General features: G+C 60.8%; 17 protein-coding genes. 3 read left to right on the top strand and 14 right to left on the bottom strand.

Annotation, left to right across the window (positions count from 1 at the left end):
* Positions 1-189: 189 nt before the first annotated feature.
* The 3 genes from HX823_RS25360 to HX823_RS25350 form a co-directional block, all read right to left on the bottom strand.
* On the bottom strand, positions 190-906 hold the full coding sequence (locus HX823_RS25360) for an MgtC/SapB family protein (protein WP_033902087.1): 717 nt from the start codon (positions 904-906) through the stop codon (positions 190-192).
* Between the two features lie 16 nt (positions 907-922).
* Complete coding sequence (mgtA, locus tag HX823_RS25355; RefSeq protein ID WP_177077207.1) at positions 923-3,628, bottom strand: magnesium-translocating P-type ATPase; 2,706 nt, start codon at positions 3,626-3,628, stop codon at positions 923-925.
* A gap of 432 nt (positions 3,629-4,060) precedes the next feature.
* On the bottom strand, positions 4,061-4,405 hold the full coding sequence (locus tag HX823_RS25350; protein ID WP_033902084.1) for an FKBP-type peptidyl-prolyl cis-trans isomerase: 345 nt from the start codon (positions 4,403-4,405) through the stop codon (positions 4,061-4,063).
* Positions 4,406-4,802: 397 nt separating this feature from the next.
* Here HX823_RS25350 and HX823_RS25345 point away from each other — a divergent pair, with 397 nt between their 5' ends.
* Positions 4,803-5,048 carry a DUF6124 family protein gene (locus HX823_RS25345; RefSeq protein WP_016976709.1) on the top strand — a complete coding sequence of 82 codons (246 nt, stop codon included), beginning with the start codon at positions 4,803-4,805 and terminating at the stop codon, positions 5,046-5,048.
* A gap of 69 nt (positions 5,049-5,117) precedes the next feature.
* Here HX823_RS25345 and HX823_RS25340 read toward each other — a convergent pair whose 3' ends face one another.
* The 8 genes from HX823_RS25340 to HX823_RS25305 all read right to left on the bottom strand — a co-directional run bounded on the left by HX823_RS25340 (position 5,118) and on the right by HX823_RS25305 (position 11,784).
* Positions 5,118-5,738 carry a lipoprotein gene (locus HX823_RS25340; protein ID WP_033902081.1) on the bottom strand — a complete coding sequence of 207 codons (621 nt, stop codon included), beginning with the start codon at positions 5,736-5,738 and terminating at the stop codon, positions 5,118-5,120.
* 70 nt (positions 5,739-5,808) lie between these two features.
* Complete coding sequence (locus tag HX823_RS25335; protein WP_177077205.1) at positions 5,809-6,270, bottom strand: RidA family protein; 462 nt, start codon at positions 6,268-6,270, stop codon at positions 5,809-5,811.
* Entirely contained in the window at positions 6,267-7,151 is an 885-nt protein-coding gene (locus tag HX823_RS25330) for a PhzF family phenazine biosynthesis protein (RefSeq protein WP_177077203.1), read from the bottom strand. Before HX823_RS25330 ends, HX823_RS25335 begins: the two co-directional genes overlap by 4 nt.
* Positions 7,148-8,188: an ABC transporter substrate-binding protein gene (locus tag HX823_RS25325; RefSeq protein WP_177077201.1), complete on the bottom strand. Its 1,041-nt coding sequence runs from the start codon at positions 8,186-8,188 to the stop codon at positions 7,148-7,150. The genes HX823_RS25330 and HX823_RS25325 overlap by 4 nt, the downstream gene beginning before the upstream one ends.
* A gap of 24 nt (positions 8,189-8,212) precedes the next feature.
* A complete protein-coding gene (locus HX823_RS25320; protein ID WP_016976714.1) occupies positions 8,213-8,977 on the bottom strand; it encodes an ABC transporter permease in 765 nt (254 codons plus the stop codon).
* Positions 8,974-9,792: an ABC transporter ATP-binding protein gene (locus tag HX823_RS25315; RefSeq protein ID WP_016976715.1), complete on the bottom strand. Its 819-nt coding sequence runs from the start codon at positions 9,790-9,792 to the stop codon at positions 8,974-8,976. The genes HX823_RS25320 and HX823_RS25315 overlap by 4 nt, the downstream gene beginning before the upstream one ends.
* Before the next feature lie 134 nt (positions 9,793-9,926).
* Positions 9,927-10,730: an AraC family transcriptional regulator gene (locus HX823_RS25310; RefSeq protein WP_033902075.1), complete on the bottom strand. Its 804-nt coding sequence runs from the start codon at positions 10,728-10,730 to the stop codon at positions 9,927-9,929.
* Positions 10,731-10,815: 85 nt separating this feature from the next.
* Entirely contained in the window at positions 10,816-11,784 is a 969-nt protein-coding gene (locus tag HX823_RS25305; protein ID WP_177077199.1) for a hypothetical protein, read from the bottom strand.
* 175 nt (positions 11,785-11,959) lie between these two features.
* On the opposite strand from HX823_RS25305, the gene HX823_RS25300 reads away from it, so the two are divergent.
* Together HX823_RS25300 and HX823_RS25295 are read left to right on the top strand one after the other, a co-directional pair.
* Positions 11,960-13,450 carry a PAS domain S-box protein gene (locus HX823_RS25300; protein ID WP_177077197.1) on the top strand — a complete coding sequence of 497 codons (1,491 nt, stop codon included), beginning with the start codon at positions 11,960-11,962 and terminating at the stop codon, positions 13,448-13,450.
* A gap of 107 nt (positions 13,451-13,557) precedes the next feature.
* Positions 13,558-13,830: a DUF1652 domain-containing protein gene (locus tag HX823_RS25295; RefSeq protein WP_177077195.1), complete on the top strand. Its 273-nt coding sequence runs from the start codon at positions 13,558-13,560 to the stop codon at positions 13,828-13,830.
* Here HX823_RS25295 and HX823_RS25290 read toward each other — a convergent pair.
* From HX823_RS25290 to HX823_RS25280, 3 genes are all read right to left on the bottom strand, one after another.
* On the bottom strand, positions 13,793-14,986 hold the full coding sequence (locus tag HX823_RS25290; RefSeq protein ID WP_177077193.1) for an MFS transporter: 1,194 nt from the start codon (positions 14,984-14,986) through the stop codon (positions 13,793-13,795). The two genes, HX823_RS25295 and HX823_RS25290, sit on opposite strands and share 38 nt — an antisense overlap.
* Positions 14,987-15,062: 76 nt before the next feature.
* Positions 15,063-15,371: an RcnB family protein gene (locus HX823_RS25285; protein WP_033902066.1), complete on the bottom strand. Its 309-nt coding sequence runs from the start codon at positions 15,369-15,371 to the stop codon at positions 15,063-15,065.
* A 77-nt stretch (positions 15,372-15,448) separates the two neighbouring features.
* Positions 15,449-15,907 carry a transposase gene (locus tag HX823_RS25280; protein ID WP_177077191.1) on the bottom strand — a complete coding sequence of 153 codons (459 nt, stop codon included), beginning with the start codon at positions 15,905-15,907 and terminating at the stop codon, positions 15,449-15,451.
* Between the last annotated feature and the right edge of the window lie 145 nt (positions 15,908-16,052).

Here is a 16,052-nt window from a genome sequence, read left to right as displayed (position 1 = left end):
AGTACAGACCCCTCCTTTTGATAAAGCACGGTCAAAACGTTGAGCTGCGCCCTGGTTCCTGAGGCGCAAGGGCGCAACCTTAACAACGGTGTGGCTTATCAAATGAAGGGATAATCTCGATTGTTTGTAGGACTTTTCCTGGTAACAGCATAGTCTGCTTCGCGCGGGACAACGCCTTACAGCCGGGGACTACTCGGTGGTACTTGGACTCCAGAACGCTTGCACCACCAGGGTCGACATCGAGATTCGCGCCACCAGCGCGTCCAGCTCGTCGCCGTCCACGGACGTCACGGCCAGGGTGGCTTCGATCTCCACTTCTTCCGTGCCGAAGGGGCGCACGTCCACATCGCTGGCTGGATAGTTGCAACGTGCCAGCTCCGCTTCCAGCAAGGCCAGTACGGCTTTCTGCTGGGTACGCCGGGCGATCACATAGAGGATGTTGGTGACCTCTGCCGACACCACGTCCAACGGCTGGCGGTTGATGTTGTTGACGATCGGTCGCAGCAAGGTGTTGGCCGCCAGCACAAACAGCGTGCCCAACAGCGCCTCAAGCACCAGGTCGGCCCCCGCGCAGGCGCCCACCGCCGCCGACGCCCAGAGCGTGGCCGCCGTGTTGAGCCCACGCACGTTGCCCTCTTCGCGCATGATCACACCGGCACCGAGAAAGCCGATGCCCGAAACCACATACGCCACCACCCGCACCGCGCCTTCCGCGCCGCCGAGCCGGCTGGCCATGTCGACGAAAATCGCCGCACCCACCGCCACCAGCACATTGGTGCGCAGGCCCGCCGTGCGTTGACGGTACTGGCGTTCGAAACCGATCAAACCACCGAGAATAAAGGCCGCAGTGAGGCTGACCAGGGTGTCGACCAGGGATTCAAGGTTGATGTTGTTAATTGCTTGCATAGGAAATCTTCCCTGTTCATTGCCAGCCAAACTTACGGATGTAGTAGCCCTTCACCGCCTGGGTCAGTGCCATGTACGCCAGCAGGATCACCGGCAGGAACACGAAGTACAGCGACGGCAGCGCCTGCAACTTGAAGTAATGCGCCAGCGGCCCCATCGGCAGGAAAATCCCCACGGCCATGATCACGCCGGTCATCACCATCAACGGCATCGCCGCACGGCTTTGCAGGAACGGGATTTTCGGGGTACGGATCATGTGCACAATCAGCGTCTGGGTCAGCAGCCCCACCACGAACCAGCCGGACTGGAACAGGGTCTGGTGGTCAGGCGTATTGGCATCGAAGACATACCACATGAGTGCGAACGTGGTGATGTCAAAGATCGAACTGATCGGCCCGAAAAACAGCATGAAACGGCCGACATCTCCCGGTTGCCAGCGTTGCGGTTTGCTCAGCATCTCGTCGTCGACGTTATCGAACGGAATCGCAATCTGCGAAATGTCATACAGCAGGTTCTGCACCAGCAAATGCATCGGCAGCATCGGCAGGAACGGGATGAACGCACTGGCCACCAGCACCGAGAAGACGTTGCCGAAGTTGGAACTGGCGGTCATCTTGATGTACTTGAGCATGTTGGCGAAGGTGCGCCGGCCTTCCAGCACGCCCTCCTCCAGGATCATCAGGCTCTTTTCCAGCAGGATGATGTCGGCGGCTTCCTTGGCGATATCCACAGCGCTGTCCACCGAAATGCCGATATCAGCTGTACGCAATGCTGGCGCGTCGTTGATGCCATCGCCCATGAAGCCGACCACATGCCCGTTGGCCTTGAGCAAGCGCACGATGCGCTCCTTGTGGCTCGGGGTGAGCTTGGCGAACACATTGGTGGTTTCCACGGCCTTCGCCAATTCGGCATCGGTCATGGCCTCAATGTCGTTGCCCATCAGCAGGCCCTGTTGCTCCAGGCCCACTTCGCGGCAGATCTTGGCCGTGACCAGTTCGTTGTCGCCGGTCAGCACTTTCACTGCCACGCCATGGGCTTTGAGGGCCTTGAGCGCAGGTGCAGTACTTTCCTTGGGTGGGTCGAGGAACGCGACGTAACCGATCAGCGTGAGGTTATTCTCATCCGCCAGGCTGTAGGTATCGCGCCCCGGCGCCATCGGCTGCGCGGCCACGGCGACTACGCGCAGGCCTTCTTCGTTGAACGCGGCGGTGACCTGACGGATACGCGCCAGCAGGTCGTCGGTCAGCGCTTCGTTGACGTCGCCATGGCGCACGTTGTTGCACACCGACAGAATCTCTTCCACGGCGCCCTTGCAGATCAACAGGTGCGGCTGGTCGTGCTCGGCGACGACGACGGACATGCGCCGACGGTTGAAGTCGAACGGAATTTCATCGACCTTCTGGAACGCCGTGCCGACTTTCAGCTCGCGGTGCACCTCCACATGCTCCAGCACCGCCACATCCAGCAGGTTTTTCAGGCCGGTCTGGTAGTAGCTGTTGAGGTAGGCCATTTCCAGTACGTCATCGGATTCGGCGCCCCACACGTCCACATGGCGCGCCAGGAAGATTTTGTCCTGGGTCAGGGTGCCGGTCTTGTCGGTGCACAGCACGTCCATGGCGCCGAAGTTCTGGATCGCATCCAGGCGCTTGACGATGACTTTCTTGCGCGACAGAAACACCGCGCCCTTGGCCAGGGTGGAGGTGACGATCATCGGTAGCATTTCCGGGGTCAGGCCCACGGCAATCGACAGCGCGAACAACAGTGCTTCGGTCCAGTCGCCCTTGGTGAAACCGTTGATGAACAGCACCAGCGGCGCCATCACGAACATGAAGCGGATCAGCAACCAGCTGACCTTGTTGACGCCATGCTGGAACGAGGTGGTCGCCCGGTCAGTCGCGGTCACGCGCAGGGCCAGGGCGCCGAAGTAGGTGCTGTTGCCGGTGGTCAGAATCACCGCCGTCGCCGCGCCGGACACCACATTGGTGCCCATGAACAGGATGTTCTCCAGGTCCAGCGGGTTGCGGGTCTTGGCGTCTTGCTGCTGGGCGAACTTCTCCACCGGCATCGATTCACCGGTCATCGCCGCCTGGCTGACGAACAGGTCCTTGGCGCTGAGCACGCGGCAATCGGCGGGGATCATGTCCCCAGCGGACAGCACGATCAGGTCGCCCGGCACCAACTGTTTGATCGGCAGTTCGATGCGCTTGGCTTCATCGCGGCGCAGTACCGTGGCGGTGTTGCTCACCATGGCTTTCAGCGCATCGGCGGCCTTGTTGGACTTGGCCTCCTGCCAGAAACGCAACAGCGTCGACAGCACCACCATGGAGAAAATCACCGTGGCGGCCTTCATGTCCTCGGTCAGCCAGGAGATCACCGCCAGCAACGTCAGCAGCAGGTTGAACGGGTTTTTGTAGCAGTGCCACAGGTGCACCCACCACGGCAGCGGCTGCTCATGCTCGACTTCGTTGAGGCCGTATTGCACGCGCAAGGCGTCGGCTTCCTGAGTGGTCAAACCCTCGGAATGGCTGCCCAGGGTGCCGAGCAATTGCACGGCACTGCTGTTGGCCGAGACCACCAGGGTTTGCGCCAGGGTCGGCGGCACTTCGCGGCTGACGCTGGCGTCAGTCACGGTGTCGAGCATCGCCAGGCGACGGAAATGCCGGGCGATGTGCCGGGTCCGCAGGAAGCCGGCAAAGAACTCTTTCAACAGAGTCAGGTTCATGGTGTTACTCCTGCGCGAGGAAAAAACCGTCGTGCAGGTACCGCCGTCTGCACCGCGCCTGTTTTATAGGCACAGCCAGCTAGGCCCGCCTGTCGTAAAAGACAGGCGCGTCCGTAGCATCCCGAGGTGAGCCGGGTGCTGGTCAGCGTCGATGAGAGGGATTCGGGCAGGCGCCAGGACTGGCCACTGCCGGGATGCCGCTTCTCGCTTTTAGTGGCGAGACAACGGCACCGGAAAAATGCGCGTTACCTTGCCAAGCCTGTGCCGGTTACCGAAACCGGCCGACTACTGTCACTCGAACAAGTACCCACTGAGGGTCTCCGCTATTGATGAAAACGCGCGAAGCTTACGCCCCGATGATCAGAGAGTAAACCGTAGGAAAGTTTCCGTATGGGGAATAAGAGGATTCTTCAGGGTGGGTTCAGGAAGCGCTCAATCGTCCCGCGTCAGCACTTCCAGCAACTCAATCTCAAAACGCAGATTGCTGTTGGGCTTGATATGCGCCCCCATCGACCGCTCGCCATAGGCCAGATGCGCCGGCACAAACAGCGTGCGCACACCGCCCACCTGCATGCCCATCAACCCCTGGTCCCAGCCCTTGATCACACGCCCGGTGCCGATCACACACTGGAACGGCTTGCCGCGCTCCCAGGAGGAATCGAACACCGTGCCATCTTCCAGGGTGCCAGTGTATTGGGTGGTGATCAGCGCGCCTTTGACCACGGCTTTGCCGGTGCCGGGGCGGATGTCGGTGATTTGGAGTTCTTCGGGGTTCATAGGGCGCTCGTTGACGGTACAAAGGGTGGGGTTTTCCCAGAATTGGGTAGGTTTGGCAAGTGTAGGAAGAGTCGCTGCGATGACATTTCCCTTTATCTCGCAGGACGTTTCCGAGAGAATCCCAACCGCTTGCGCCGCTCAAATCACGTGGCTAGTCTTCGTCGGTCACTGCCCATTCAGTGATTCGGGGTTTGGTAGACCACGAGTGATTAGGCGCTAAGCGCCCCCTTCTGCAAGGCGCTTTTTTTCGGCCCTGCGTTATGGTGGCCGTGCGCAGGGCACCTTCGGGTGCACCGGGTCCTAATCACCGGTCTACCAATCTGCGTACGGTCACCACCCTAAAAGTCGTTTGGTAGCGATGGTGGTGACATTCCAACTTAGATTAGGAGTTGAACCCATGGACAAACCTGTCCCCGCGCCACCCGCTTCAGAACTGCAATTCTTCACCACCACCCCAGACCTCAGCTTCGAAGACGCCCTGGCCCACGCCAGCAGCGTGTTGCGTTGTGCCGCCGTTGCGGCGCAAACGGCCGGGGATCAACTGGAAGGGACTTCACGCACGCTGGTGCTGTCGGTCATGCACCTGGTGGACATGGCCAGTGTGATGGTGGATCGGTCGCTGGAGTGTATGCAGCCGAGCTAACCCCTGTGGCGAGCGGGCTTGCCCCGCTCGCCACACAAGCATACTCACCACAAGGGTTAAATCACTGCATCACAACCACCGCCAAAACCGACTCCAAAACCCCCGCCCCAAATCATCCTTGCACCGCGCATACTGCGCCGCATACAACTGTGACCGCGCCTGCACCTTGCTCGCCACCGGCGGCAGCCAGGCCTTGGCGGCGTAGGTGCGTTGGCGGTAGCCGCCCCAGCCTTCGTGGTAGTTCAGGTACTGGCCATACGCGTCGTATTTGTAGACGCCGTTGACGGTGTAGGTCTTGTCCATGTACCAACCGACAAAGTCGATGGCGTCGTCGAAGTCCTGGCGACTGGCGCCGCTGCGGCCGGTGCTCTTGCGGTAGTCGTTCCACACTTCGTCCTTGGCCTGGGCGTAGCCGGCGGCGGTGGAGACGCGGCCCCAGGGGATGATCCACAGCAGGTATTTGCGGGGAGCCAGGGCGTCCTGGTGGAAGCCGGACTCCTGATACATGATGGCGAACGGCACCTGGATCGGCACGCCCCAGCGTTTTTGCGTGACTTTGGCGGCGTCGTACCAGTCGTCCTTTTCGCGGAAGATGCCGCAGAGGTCATTGGGCGTGCGTGGCGGCGAGGTGCCGCACGCCGCCAACAGGGAAGTGAGTAGTAACAGTCCGACGGCTTTGCCTGCGCTCAAGGGGCACCTTTGCGAGATACGCGTAAAAAGACCGGCATTTTACGCGCTCATTGAGGTGAGTGCCGATCTGTCATCCAGTCGTTTTGATAACGGCGGTGACCTCCAATTCCAGCATGCCGCTGCTGGGCAACCCCGCCACGCCCACCGCCGACCTCGCATGCCGGCCCTGCTCACCGAACACATCAATCAGCACCTGGGAAGCGCCGTCGACCACTTTGGAATAGCTCTGGAAACCCTCGCCGCCATACACAAAGCCACGCACAAACAGAATGCGCTCGACGTTCTCCAACCCCACCGCCTGATCCAGCACGCTCAAGGCACGCAGCGCACAGGTTTGACCAGCTTGTGTCACCCGCGCGGGCGAGGTCTGGTCCGTCACCGGCCCGCTGATCACGCCATCGCCCAGTCGGCACACTTGCCCACTCACATAGGCCACCCCCGCATGAATCGTCACCGGCACATAGTCACCCTTGGGGCCTGGCGCCTCGGGCAGTTGCAAGCCCAAGGCGGCGATACGTTCGCGAATACTCATGCGGGCACCTCGACAAATTCCACATGCCCACCCAACCAGCACCCCTGCACCTGCCCTGCCGCATCGTGACGAAAGCGCAGCGAAATCTGCGAAGGCCGGCCCATCGCGCGGCCTTGGCGGATGTACACCGGACGATCGTCAGCAGTCACCAAGCCGTTTTCCAACAGGCCAAAGGACAAGGCTGCCGCCGCGATACCGGTGGCGGCGTCTTCCGGGTAACCCGAAGACTTGGGGAACTGCCGCGCATCAAACTGGCGGCCTTCAAGGTCCGACGGCGCGTAGGGATACAACCCGGTAGAGCCGATGCGCTCACACAGTTGCTCCATGCGGCGGAAGTCCGGCTTGAGGCTGTCCAGCACCGCCACGCTTTTCAGCGCAACCAGCGTTTTGACGCGGCTGGTGCGGGCGTTCTGGATCGGCAACGGCGCCAGTTCGTTGGAGGTAATGCCCAGCACCGATAGAATCTCGGCCTCAACCTGCGGATCGCTCAAGGTTTCAACGTGCCCCTTGGGTTGGCTGATTTCCACTTGGATCTGCGCAGTGCCCGCATTGGCGATCTGGGCATCAACCCGCCCGCTCAACGTCCACAGTGCCAGGCGCTCCTTGTGCAGCATGCCCAATTGATCCAGCAGCCAAATGGCGCCGACGGTGGCATGGCCGCACATTTCCATCTCATGGTTGGGCACCCAGAAACGCAGGGCAAAATCGAAATCGCTGCCGGCCGGTGCGGCAAACACAAAGCCGCATTCATGACCGTAATCGCGGGCGACTTGCTGCATATCGGCATCACTCATGCCGTCGGCCAGCGCCACGGTGGGCGCCGGGTTGCCGCCACGCGCGGTGGCGGGAAAGACATTGACCAGATGAACCTCGGGCGTCATTTTGCCTCTCCCTTGAGGGTGGAAACAGTCGGCGCCACGGCGTCGACGATGGTGTTGGTGTAGACCTGCTGCGGGTCGAGTGTCACGGGATCATTCTCGACGGCGTTCATGAAGCTGATGTTCTTCTCGACGCCGTCTTTTTCGATCCGTGGCGTGGCCGGATAGGACGGCAACGAAGCCGTCCAGGCGGCGTCGAAGATCGCCGCATCGGTGTGGGCGAAGTACGGGCGCACCGACTCGCGGGCCTTGTCCGGTTCACTGGCGATCAAGTGTTCGGCTTTCCAGATAGCGCGCACCAGTTTCTCGGCGGTGGCCTTGTTGCTGCTCAACCAGTCCTCGCGGGCGATCATCGCGGTGAACAGGAAGCCGTCCAACGGTTTGTATTCGCCCTTGGCCAGGTCCATCAACACAAACCCGCCCTGCTGCGCCGCCGTGGTGACGGTGGGCGGCGACAGCGAGAAGCCGTTGATGCTGCCCTGGGAAAACGCTGCCAGCATGTTCGGCGCGCCGCCGATGGGCATGATGGTGAAGTCCTTGTCCGGGTTCAGGCCGGCGTCCTTGGCCAGGTAGCGCACCAACATATCGGTGGTGCTGCCGGGGCCGGTCACGCCGATCTTCAAGCCTTTGAGGGCTTGGGCACGCGCCGAAATGGGCGACGCGGCCGACACCCCAGCCTTGCGCGCCGACTCGCCATCGATCACCACGGTGCTGCCGAATTGGGTCTGCACGGCGGCAAACGCCTGCACGTTCTGACCCTTGGACCGCGCGCGCACTGCCACTGCAGGCAGGCCGACGTAGGCATCGGCATCGCGGCCGAGCACGGCCGTCAACGCCGCCGAGCCGCCCTTTTGAAACACGATCACTTCAACATTCAGGCCTTCTTCGGCGAAGTAGCCCTGCTTCTGCGCGACGTAGATCGGCACATACAGAAAGCCTTCGCTGGGGAACGCCAGGGTGACCTTGGTGAGGTCCTGGGCCTGGGCGGCGGGCAGGAAGGCAACGCACAACAGACCGGCAATCACAAGACGCTTAAGCATAATCAAGCTCCAAACCAGAGGGGGTTAAACCGCGACTTCACGTTCCGCTTCATTGGCTTTCCACGGCATCAGCTTGCTTTCAGCCAGCTTCACCGCCGTGTTCAGGATCAGCGCCAGGGCAATGATCCCCACCAGTGCGGCAAACACGCCGGCGGTGTCGAACTGCGAGGCCGCATCCGACAGCAGATAACCCAGGCCACGATTGGCCGCGATGATCTCGCCCACCAGCGCGCCAATCAGCGCATAGGGCACCGACAACCGCAGGCCGGTGAACACCCAGGTGAAGGCTGAGGGAATCACCACCATGGTCAGCAGGTCGCGCTCCTTGGCGCCCATCAGGCGCAGGATGGTCAGTTGCTCGCGGGACACGTTGCGCACGCCGCTGTAGGTGTTGAGGAACACCAGGAAGAACACCACCGCGGCGGTGAGGATGACTTTCATCGGCAGACCGATACCGAACCAGAGGATGAACAGCGGCGCCAGCGCCACTTTCGGCAGGCTGTAGAACGCGGTCAAAAACGGATCAAGGATGTCAGCCAGCAATTTGGCACGGCCCAATACAAGGCCTGCAATCAAGCCCGCGAGGGAACCGAAGAAAAAGCCCAGCACCGCCTCCAGGGTGGTGATGCCGGCATGGTAGAAAAACACCCCATTGAGCAGGATTTTCCACAGGCTCTGGGCCACGGCCGAAGGGCGGCTGATGAAGAATTCCACGCCAAACCAGCGCGACACGCCTTCCCACAACAGCATCAGAAACACCAGGAACAGCAAGCGATAAACCTGGATCATACGACCTCCAGCGAGTGAGCCAATGAAGAAGGGTCAGCGGCGCCGGCAACGTCGGGCGCCAGGCGTTTCCACAGTTCGGCGCAGAGTTCCACGTAGCGTGGATCGGAGCGCAGTTGCACCAGGTTGCGTTCACCGGTCAGAGGGATATCGAGCACATGGTCGATGGTGCCGGGGCGACCGGCGAACACCACGCAGCGGTCGGCCAGGGCGATGGCTTCATCGACGTCATGAGTGACGAACAGCACGGTCTTGTTGAGTTTGCGGCACAGGCGCAGCAGTTCGGTCTGCAAGGTCAGGCGCATCTGCGCGTCGAGGGCGCCGAAGGGTTCGTCCATCAGCAGGGTTTCCGGGTCGCTGGCCATCAAGCGCGCCATGGCCGCGCGTTTGCGCATGCCGCCGGAAAGTTGGTTGGGGTAGCTCTCGCCGAAACCGGTGAGGCCGACCAGCGCCATCAATTCCTCAACCCTCGCCTCGATCTCGGCCTTGGGCACGCGGCGAATCTGCAGCGGCACCGCGATGTTGCCCGCCACCGTGCGCCACGGCAGCAGGTGATCGGCCTGGGTCATGTAACCGACCCGGGTGTTGACGCCTTTGACCTCGGCGCCGTCGTAATGCACCACGCCCTCGGTAGGGCCGAACAGCCCGGCCGTCATGTTGAGCAAGGTGGACTTGCCACAGCCCGAAGGGCCAACCAGGGTGATGATTTCGCCGCGCTGGACCTCCAGCGACACATTGCGCACGGCCACAAACTGGCGGCCCTCGACTTTGAAGCTTTTTTGCACGCCTGAAAAACGGATAAAGGGTTTTGCGCTCACCGCCCCTCCTCGTCCGGTACGCCGGACTTGTTTGTTGTTGGTGAGCAGAGGATGAACGGATGACAGATTTGTGGCGCACGGGATCGGGCCGGATCATGCGCGGGATTGGGACAAGGGGAATAGGAGGTCTGAGGTTAACCGCGCCGCCACTCATCCGGCGACACGCCCAGCACCCGCCGAAACACATGGGCCAGGTGCGACGGCGATTCATAACCGACGTTATTGGCAATCTCCAGCACCGACATGCGCGTGTGCCGCAACAGGGTCTGTGCCCGCTCCAGACGCAGCCGTTGCACGTAGGCCAGCACCGTTTCACCGGTGTGCAGCGCAAACAGCCGGGTCAGGTGCCGACGCGACATATGGAACACCGCCGCAATCTCATCCAGCCCCGGCGCGTGCTCGAGGTTGCCTTCCACATAGGCCTTCACGTCGCGCACCAGCATCGCGCCGTGACGCTCGGTGGACGAGCGCTGCAGGCTCGGTTGGCTGAGGGAAACCGCCAGGCATTCGAGCAGCAGCAAGTGATCGGCCTGGGCCAGTTGGCGACGGCGATCGACATAGGGGTCGGGTTGACTGAAGGCTTTTTTCGCCAGCAGCAAATGGTGCAGCGGCGCCGAGGTTTGCCAGATGCCCAGGGTGGGCACGCGCAGCAAGCGGTTGGCATCGCCGGACAGGTCACGCAGGGCGTAGCGCATGTAGTCGGGGTCGACATAGAACGCCAGGTGGCCCTGGCTGGCCGTGAGTGACGATGAGGAATGGCTGCACTGCGGCGGCACCAGCACGAACTGGCGTTCGATCACCGAAGTGGTGCGCCCGCTGTCTTCGTCCTTGAAGCGCAGCAAGCCGTGCTCGGGCACCATCAGCATGAACTCGTCATGGGCATGGGCCCCGGTTTCATAGGCGCCATTGGAGTTGAAGACGCTGTAGATATCACGCATCGCCAGGCACTGCCGGTGGGTGTTGGAGTGCTGACACTAGCATGTTTGGTGCCAGCGAAAAGCAGCGTCCTTGCTGCAAACCCCGTTAAGCCAACGGCACTCGACGCGTGGTCAGGGCCATGCGCCCCACCAGGAAGCTCAACGCTGCGCCCAGCAGCAACATCGCCAAGGTGCCCCACGCCGCGCGGGAGAGCTGTTTGGCGGCCACTTCGCCGGCTTCACGGGCTTTCTGCTCGGCCTGCTGTTTCAGTTCATCGACCTTCTGCATGGCTTGTTGATAAGCCTGGGCGTAGTTGTCGACGATCTGCGTGGCTTCTTCTTTGCTCTTGCCCGTACGCGCAGCAACGATGTTGACCAGCGCGTCTTTATCCGCCGCATTCAACGCAGGTTCACCGGACGCCTTGACGCGTTCGAACCACTGCTTCAACTGATCAGTTGCTTGGGCGGGGTGGGTCGCCGCATCGGTGGCAGTCTGTTTGCCATCGGCGGCGGCCTGATCGGTTTTCTGTTCGACGTTGGCCGGGTCCAGCTCAGGCTTGCCGCTTTGCTTGAGCAAGGTGTCGAGCTCGCCTTGCAGGCTGTTCCAATCCAACTGGATGCCCTGCTCGTTCAGTTGCTGCTTGACGCTGTCGCCAATCCCCGGCGCTGCCGCCGCGATGCCGCTACCGACAGCCGACAGGCCTTTACCGACCACATTGCCGGCGGTGCCGACGACACTGGCGGCCAAGCCCGCCAGCAGCCAGGTGGTGAGCAGCGTGGTGAGGGTCCAGGTCAGTACGCCGTGCAGGCCGCCGCGATCAGGGGCCGTGCGGCCGGCCACAAAGGCGCCGAGGCCAACAGCTACCAGGGTCGAGACAAACAGCCAGATCCCGGCGCCCGTGCCGAACCCACTCAAAGGGTTGCCGGCTTGCATGGGGTCGACGGCGCTGGCGCCGATGGCGGTGCCCAGCACGCTCAGCACCAAGTAGGTCACCAGGGCGATTGCACTACCGGCCAGCACGGAACTCCAGGACACGCGAAACAGCGAACGGTTGGTTTCATAGACAGTGGTCATGTTCGATCCTTTGACAGTGATTGACCGTTTCAGTCTGGCGAGACGGCTGCTTGCCGTCCCCGCTCAAATGCACCAGGCCATCTGGTGCATTCGCACCCCGTATTGCGGATTGCCTCTGCACTATCCTGAGGTGCGGGTGTCGTACTTCACATGCGCCCAAATCCCCGGAGAACCTATGACCCAGGACGTTCTAGCCAAAGAAACCAACCGTCGCCAACTGCAGCAGATCATCTCCGGGCTGTCCGACGGTGTGATTCTGGCCGAGATCGATCAAACCATTCTCTGGGCCAACGAGGCGGCACTCACCATGCATGGCGTGGGCGACGTGATGGGGCTAGGCGCCGATGGCCAGCAATATGCCAAGCGTTTCGCCTTGCGCTACCGCAACAACCACCCCGTGCAGCTGGAAAACTACCCCCTGGCCCGAGCCGCCGCGGGCGATGAATTCAGCGACGTAGTGGTGGAAGTCACGCCCACCGCCGATGAAGAGAAAACCTGGGTCCATCGCCTGCGCAGCCTAGTGATTACTGACGCCAAGGGTGAACCTGAGTTGCTGGTACTGATCCTCAGCGACGCCACCGAGTGGGCCAGCGCCGAACAACGCTTCGAAAAAACCTTCAACGCCAACCCGGCCCCGGCGGTGATCTGTCGCCTGAGCGATTTGCGTTATATCAAGGTCAACCAGGGTTTCCTGGAGATGACCGGCTACAACCGCGACCAGGTTATCGGTAAATCCGTCTATGAGCTGGACGTGCTGGAACAGGCCGAGCGCAAGGACCTGGCCATCCAGCGCCTGGGCGAAGGGTCCACCATCCCGCAGATGCAGGCCGAACTGCGCCTGCCTGAGGGAGGCAGCAAACTGGTGATCGTTGCCGGCCAACCCTTGGACATGAACGAAGAGGATTGCATGCTGTTTTCGTTCATGGACCTGGAGCCGCGACGCAAGGCAGAAATCGCCCTACGCCAGAGTGAGGAGCGCTTCGCCAAATCCTTCCGTCTGACGCCCGTGCCGACCCTGGTGTGCAGCGCCGGCAACCGTCAGGTGGTCGACATCAACGAAGCCTTCATGAGCATCACTGGGTACATCAGTGAAGAATTGATCGGCAAGTCCATCGAAGACATCGACTTTATCGACAGCGCTTCTGCCTGCGACCAGTTGTTCACCACCCTGGAAAAAGCCGGCAACCTCGACGGCCAGGACCTCAAGGTGCGCAAGAAAGGCAACGAAGTGATCGACTGTGTGGTGTCCGCCGACACTGTGGTCATTGAGGACGTGCCTTGCTACCTGCTGGTGATGATGAACATCACCGAACGCAAACGCTCCGAGCTGGAGTTGGTGGCGGCCATCGAGGAAGTGATGCAGGACGCCTCCTGGTTCAGCCAGACATTGATCGAAAAACTGGCCAACGCCAAGAGCGTCAACAGCCCTAACCAGCCGAATATCGCCTTTACCGACCTCACGGCCCGTGAACGCGATGTACTGGGGTTGATCTGTGAAGGCCTGGCCGACAAAGAGATCGCCTCACGCCTGAAACTGGCACCCAATACCGTGCGTAACCATGTGGCGACGGTATACTCGAAATTGGGGGTTCATAGCCGCAGTGCGGCTATCGTCTGGGCCCGTGAACGCGGGCTATTCGCCGGGGAATTGCGCCTCAAGAAATAGATCGAGAAAGTGCAAATGCACTAGTGCACTTAGTGCGAATTCGCCTTATTGCTGCGGGAAGCACGCCATAACCTTTAAGCATCGAACTTATGCCTGAAGGAACCCGCATGTTTACCCTCTCTCAACTGCGAAATTGCATCGAAGAAGGCCTGTCGCCGCTGACATGTGAATTTACCCTGTGCCGGGACGCGTCCCTGACCCTCAAGGTCTACGACGCGCAAACCGGCCGTGTGGATCTGGTGGTGACCGGGATCAGCACCAACCGCCTGCAGACCCCGCAAGAAGTGGAAAAGATGGTCGAAGAATTGCGCTACGAACTGCAGAGCAACACCATGGGCAAGCTCACGCTGGATGACTTGCCTTCAACGACGCCCCGATGAAATAGAACACCCCGCCCCCCACGATGAACGCCCCCAGCATGTAGAACATGTAGTGGGCCGGCAGGCTGGCCAGCACCAGCCCACACAACACCGGCCCCAACGCGGCACCGAGATTGGACAGGTTCTGTGCCCCGTAATACATGCCCCGCAGGTGGTCCGGTGCGATCCGGTCGATGAACATGTACTCGGCCGGAAACACGATGATCTCGCCCACCGTGAACACCGCCATCGCCAGCACCCACCACAACACGCTGGTGGACAGCGCGAACCCAACGATGCCCAGCATGAACATGCCCAGCCCCGCGATCAGCCACTGGCCCAGGTAGCGGTGCGAAATGCGCCGCCCAATCACGTACTGCAAGGCAATCACCAGCACCGCGTTGGTGGTCAGCACGGCGCTGACCACGGTGTAGGTGTATTCAGCGGTGGTGGTGGTCACCAGGTACTGCGACAGCCACGCAGTGAACTGGCCGAATACAACGGCACTGAGCACGCCGCCGAGGGTAAAGCACACCAGGCGATGATCGCTTAAAAGCACTCGGCCGACGGCCAGGAATGGCACCGGTTTTTGCGTGGCATCCACGGTGGCCAGGGTACGGTCGCCCCAGCGCCAGTACAGCAGGAAAAACCCGCCCCCCAACAGCGCCGACAGAATAAACGGCAGGCTGATATCCCACTTGGCAATCATCGCCCCGAAAAAAGGCCCGACGGCATAACCGATGTTGGTCAGGGTGTACTTGATGGAAAACACTTCACTGCGTGCGTCTTCCGGCAACAGGCTGGCAAAGCCGGCTTTGACGGCGATATCGATCACCGCGTAAGCCAGGTTGATCAGAATCAGGCAGCTGTAGAACGCCCAGATAGTCTGCGCCAGTACCGTGCCGATAAAACCCAGCACAAACAGCACGCTTAAGGCCAGCAATAGCCGGTAGCTGTTGATGCGGTCTACGAGGAAACCGCCGTACACACTGAGCAGCGAGCCAACGATCAGCGAACTGCCGATCACCAGGCCGACCTGGGTGATATCGAGGGCGAAGTGGCGGGTGAGGTAAATCACCAGGTACGGAAACGTGATGGCCTTGGCCAGCGTGAGCAGCAACGTGGCGGACAGCAACAGGTTAACGGTGCGGGGGTAGTTTCTTATTGTGGCAAGCATCCTGCTCTCTTTCCTTGAAGGTAACGCGGCCTTTCAGCCGGCTACCTTAACTCAGGAACAGAGCAAAAATGCAAGGTCATTTCTTGACGGGGGTGATCTCAAGAATGGTGCCGTTGGTGGTCTTGAGCAGCACGAATCTATCGCCCACCCGCGCCCACTGGCTGTCTTCTTCAGGCTGCTTGAGGCCGCGCTTCTTCCAGTCACTGACGGCCGACTCCTTGCGCATCAAGATGTCGGGCGCACGGTCGCCTTCTTTCAGGTCACGGGTGTTGATGTTCGAAGGTTGCACGGTTTCCTGAGGGGTATCACCGGCTTGCACGATGAAGCTGGCGGTGGACAGGCTGGTAGCGACCAGCAGCGAGGCGATCAGGGATTTTGACTTCATGGGTGCTCCTTCAATGAATGATGCTTACCCAAATTCGGACCGCTGCCGCGCATGATCATTCAATCCACCTGTGGCCTTCATAACCAGGTGGCGTCCCAGAGTGGGTAGTCGCCTATGCGCTCCACCAAACCCGCTCGCAAGGGGTTACCGATGATGTAGCGTGCGATGGGAATAAGGTCTTCCTCGGCACGTGCTGCACGGTCATGGTATCCGCTCTGCCAAAAAGCGCCCTGTGTACCACAGGCTCGATTGATCGCCAGCGTACTCCTTGATTTCACCCTTTGCATAACCTGGGACAACGATGCACCCCGCAACTCAAACAGCCAATGGAAATGGTCCGGCATGATGACCCATGCGAGGGATGCAACCCTGCCGAGGTCATGGGCCTGTTTGAGTTCTGCCACCAGTAACCGACCCAGATAAAAGTCAGTAAATACTGGCTGGCGTTGGTAAACCACTGCGGTCACCAAATAGGCACGGCCTGTTTCTGAATAGCGACCACGACGCAACAGATGAGAGTTGGGCTTCTGAAGCAACTCACTGCTCCTGTGAATGAATAAGAGATCAATTCAAGCTAGCAGTCACCGCCCATCTTTCTGCTCAGTTCAATTTCCTCATATTTCCCCCCCCCATTGTGGCGAGGGAGCTTGCTCCCGCTGGGGTGCGCAGCAGCCCCAAAAA

Origin of the sequence: Pseudomonas sp. P7759 (genome assembly GCF_013386445.1) — a bacterium.
In the GTDB taxonomy this organism is placed as follows: domain Bacteria; phylum Pseudomonadota; class Gammaproteobacteria; order Pseudomonadales; family Pseudomonadaceae; genus Aquipseudomonas; species Aquipseudomonas azotoformans_A.
Note: the sequence above shows the minus strand (reverse complement) of the source record. Positions and strands in the feature narration are given on the sequence as shown.

Bases quoted from the DNA above. Each gene is read 5' to 3' on its own strand.
- HX823_RS25360 (WP_033902087.1), bottom strand. From the start codon at position 906: ATGCAAGCAATTAACAACATCAACCTTGAATCCCTGGTCGACACCCTG.
- mgtA (WP_177077207.1), bottom strand. From the start codon at position 3,628: ATGAACCTGACTCTGTTGAAAGAGTTCTTTGCCGGCTTCCTGCGGACC.
- HX823_RS25350 (WP_033902084.1), bottom strand. From the start codon at position 4,405: ATGAACCCCGAAGAACTCCAAATCACCGACATCCGCCCCGGCACCGGC.
- HX823_RS25345 (WP_016976709.1), top strand. From the start codon at position 4,803: ATGGACAAACCTGTCCCCGCGCCACCCGCTTCAGAACTGCAATTCTTC.
- HX823_RS25335 (WP_177077205.1), bottom strand. From the start codon at position 6,270: ATGAGTATTCGCGAACGTATCGCCGCCTTGGGCTTGCAACTGCCCGAG.
- HX823_RS25330 (WP_177077203.1), bottom strand. From the start codon at position 7,151: ATGACGCCCGAGGTTCATCTGGTCAATGTCTTTCCCGCCACCGCGCGT.
- HX823_RS25325 (WP_177077201.1), bottom strand. From the start codon at position 8,188: ATGCTTAAGCGTCTTGTGATTGCCGGTCTGTTGTGCGTTGCCTTCCTG.
- HX823_RS25320 (WP_016976714.1), bottom strand. From the start codon at position 8,977: ATGATCCAGGTTTATCGCTTGCTGTTCCTGGTGTTTCTGATGCTGTTG.
- HX823_RS25310 (WP_033902075.1), bottom strand. From the start codon at position 10,730: ATGCGTGATATCTACAGCGTCTTCAACTCCAATGGCGCCTATGAAACC.
- HX823_RS25305 (WP_177077199.1), bottom strand. From the start codon at position 11,784: ATGACCACTGTCTATGAAACCAACCGTTCGCTGTTTCGCGTGTCCTGG.
- HX823_RS25300 (WP_177077197.1), top strand. From the start codon at position 11,960: ATGACCCAGGACGTTCTAGCCAAAGAAACCAACCGTCGCCAACTGCAG.
- HX823_RS25295 (WP_177077195.1), top strand. From the start codon at position 13,558: ATGTTTACCCTCTCTCAACTGCGAAATTGCATCGAAGAAGGCCTGTCG.
- HX823_RS25290 (WP_177077193.1), bottom strand. From the start codon at position 14,986: ATGCTTGCCACAATAAGAAACTACCCCCGCACCGTTAACCTGTTGCTG.
- HX823_RS25285 (WP_033902066.1), bottom strand. From the start codon at position 15,371: ATGAAGTCAAAATCCCTGATCGCCTCGCTGCTGGTCGCTACCAGCCTG.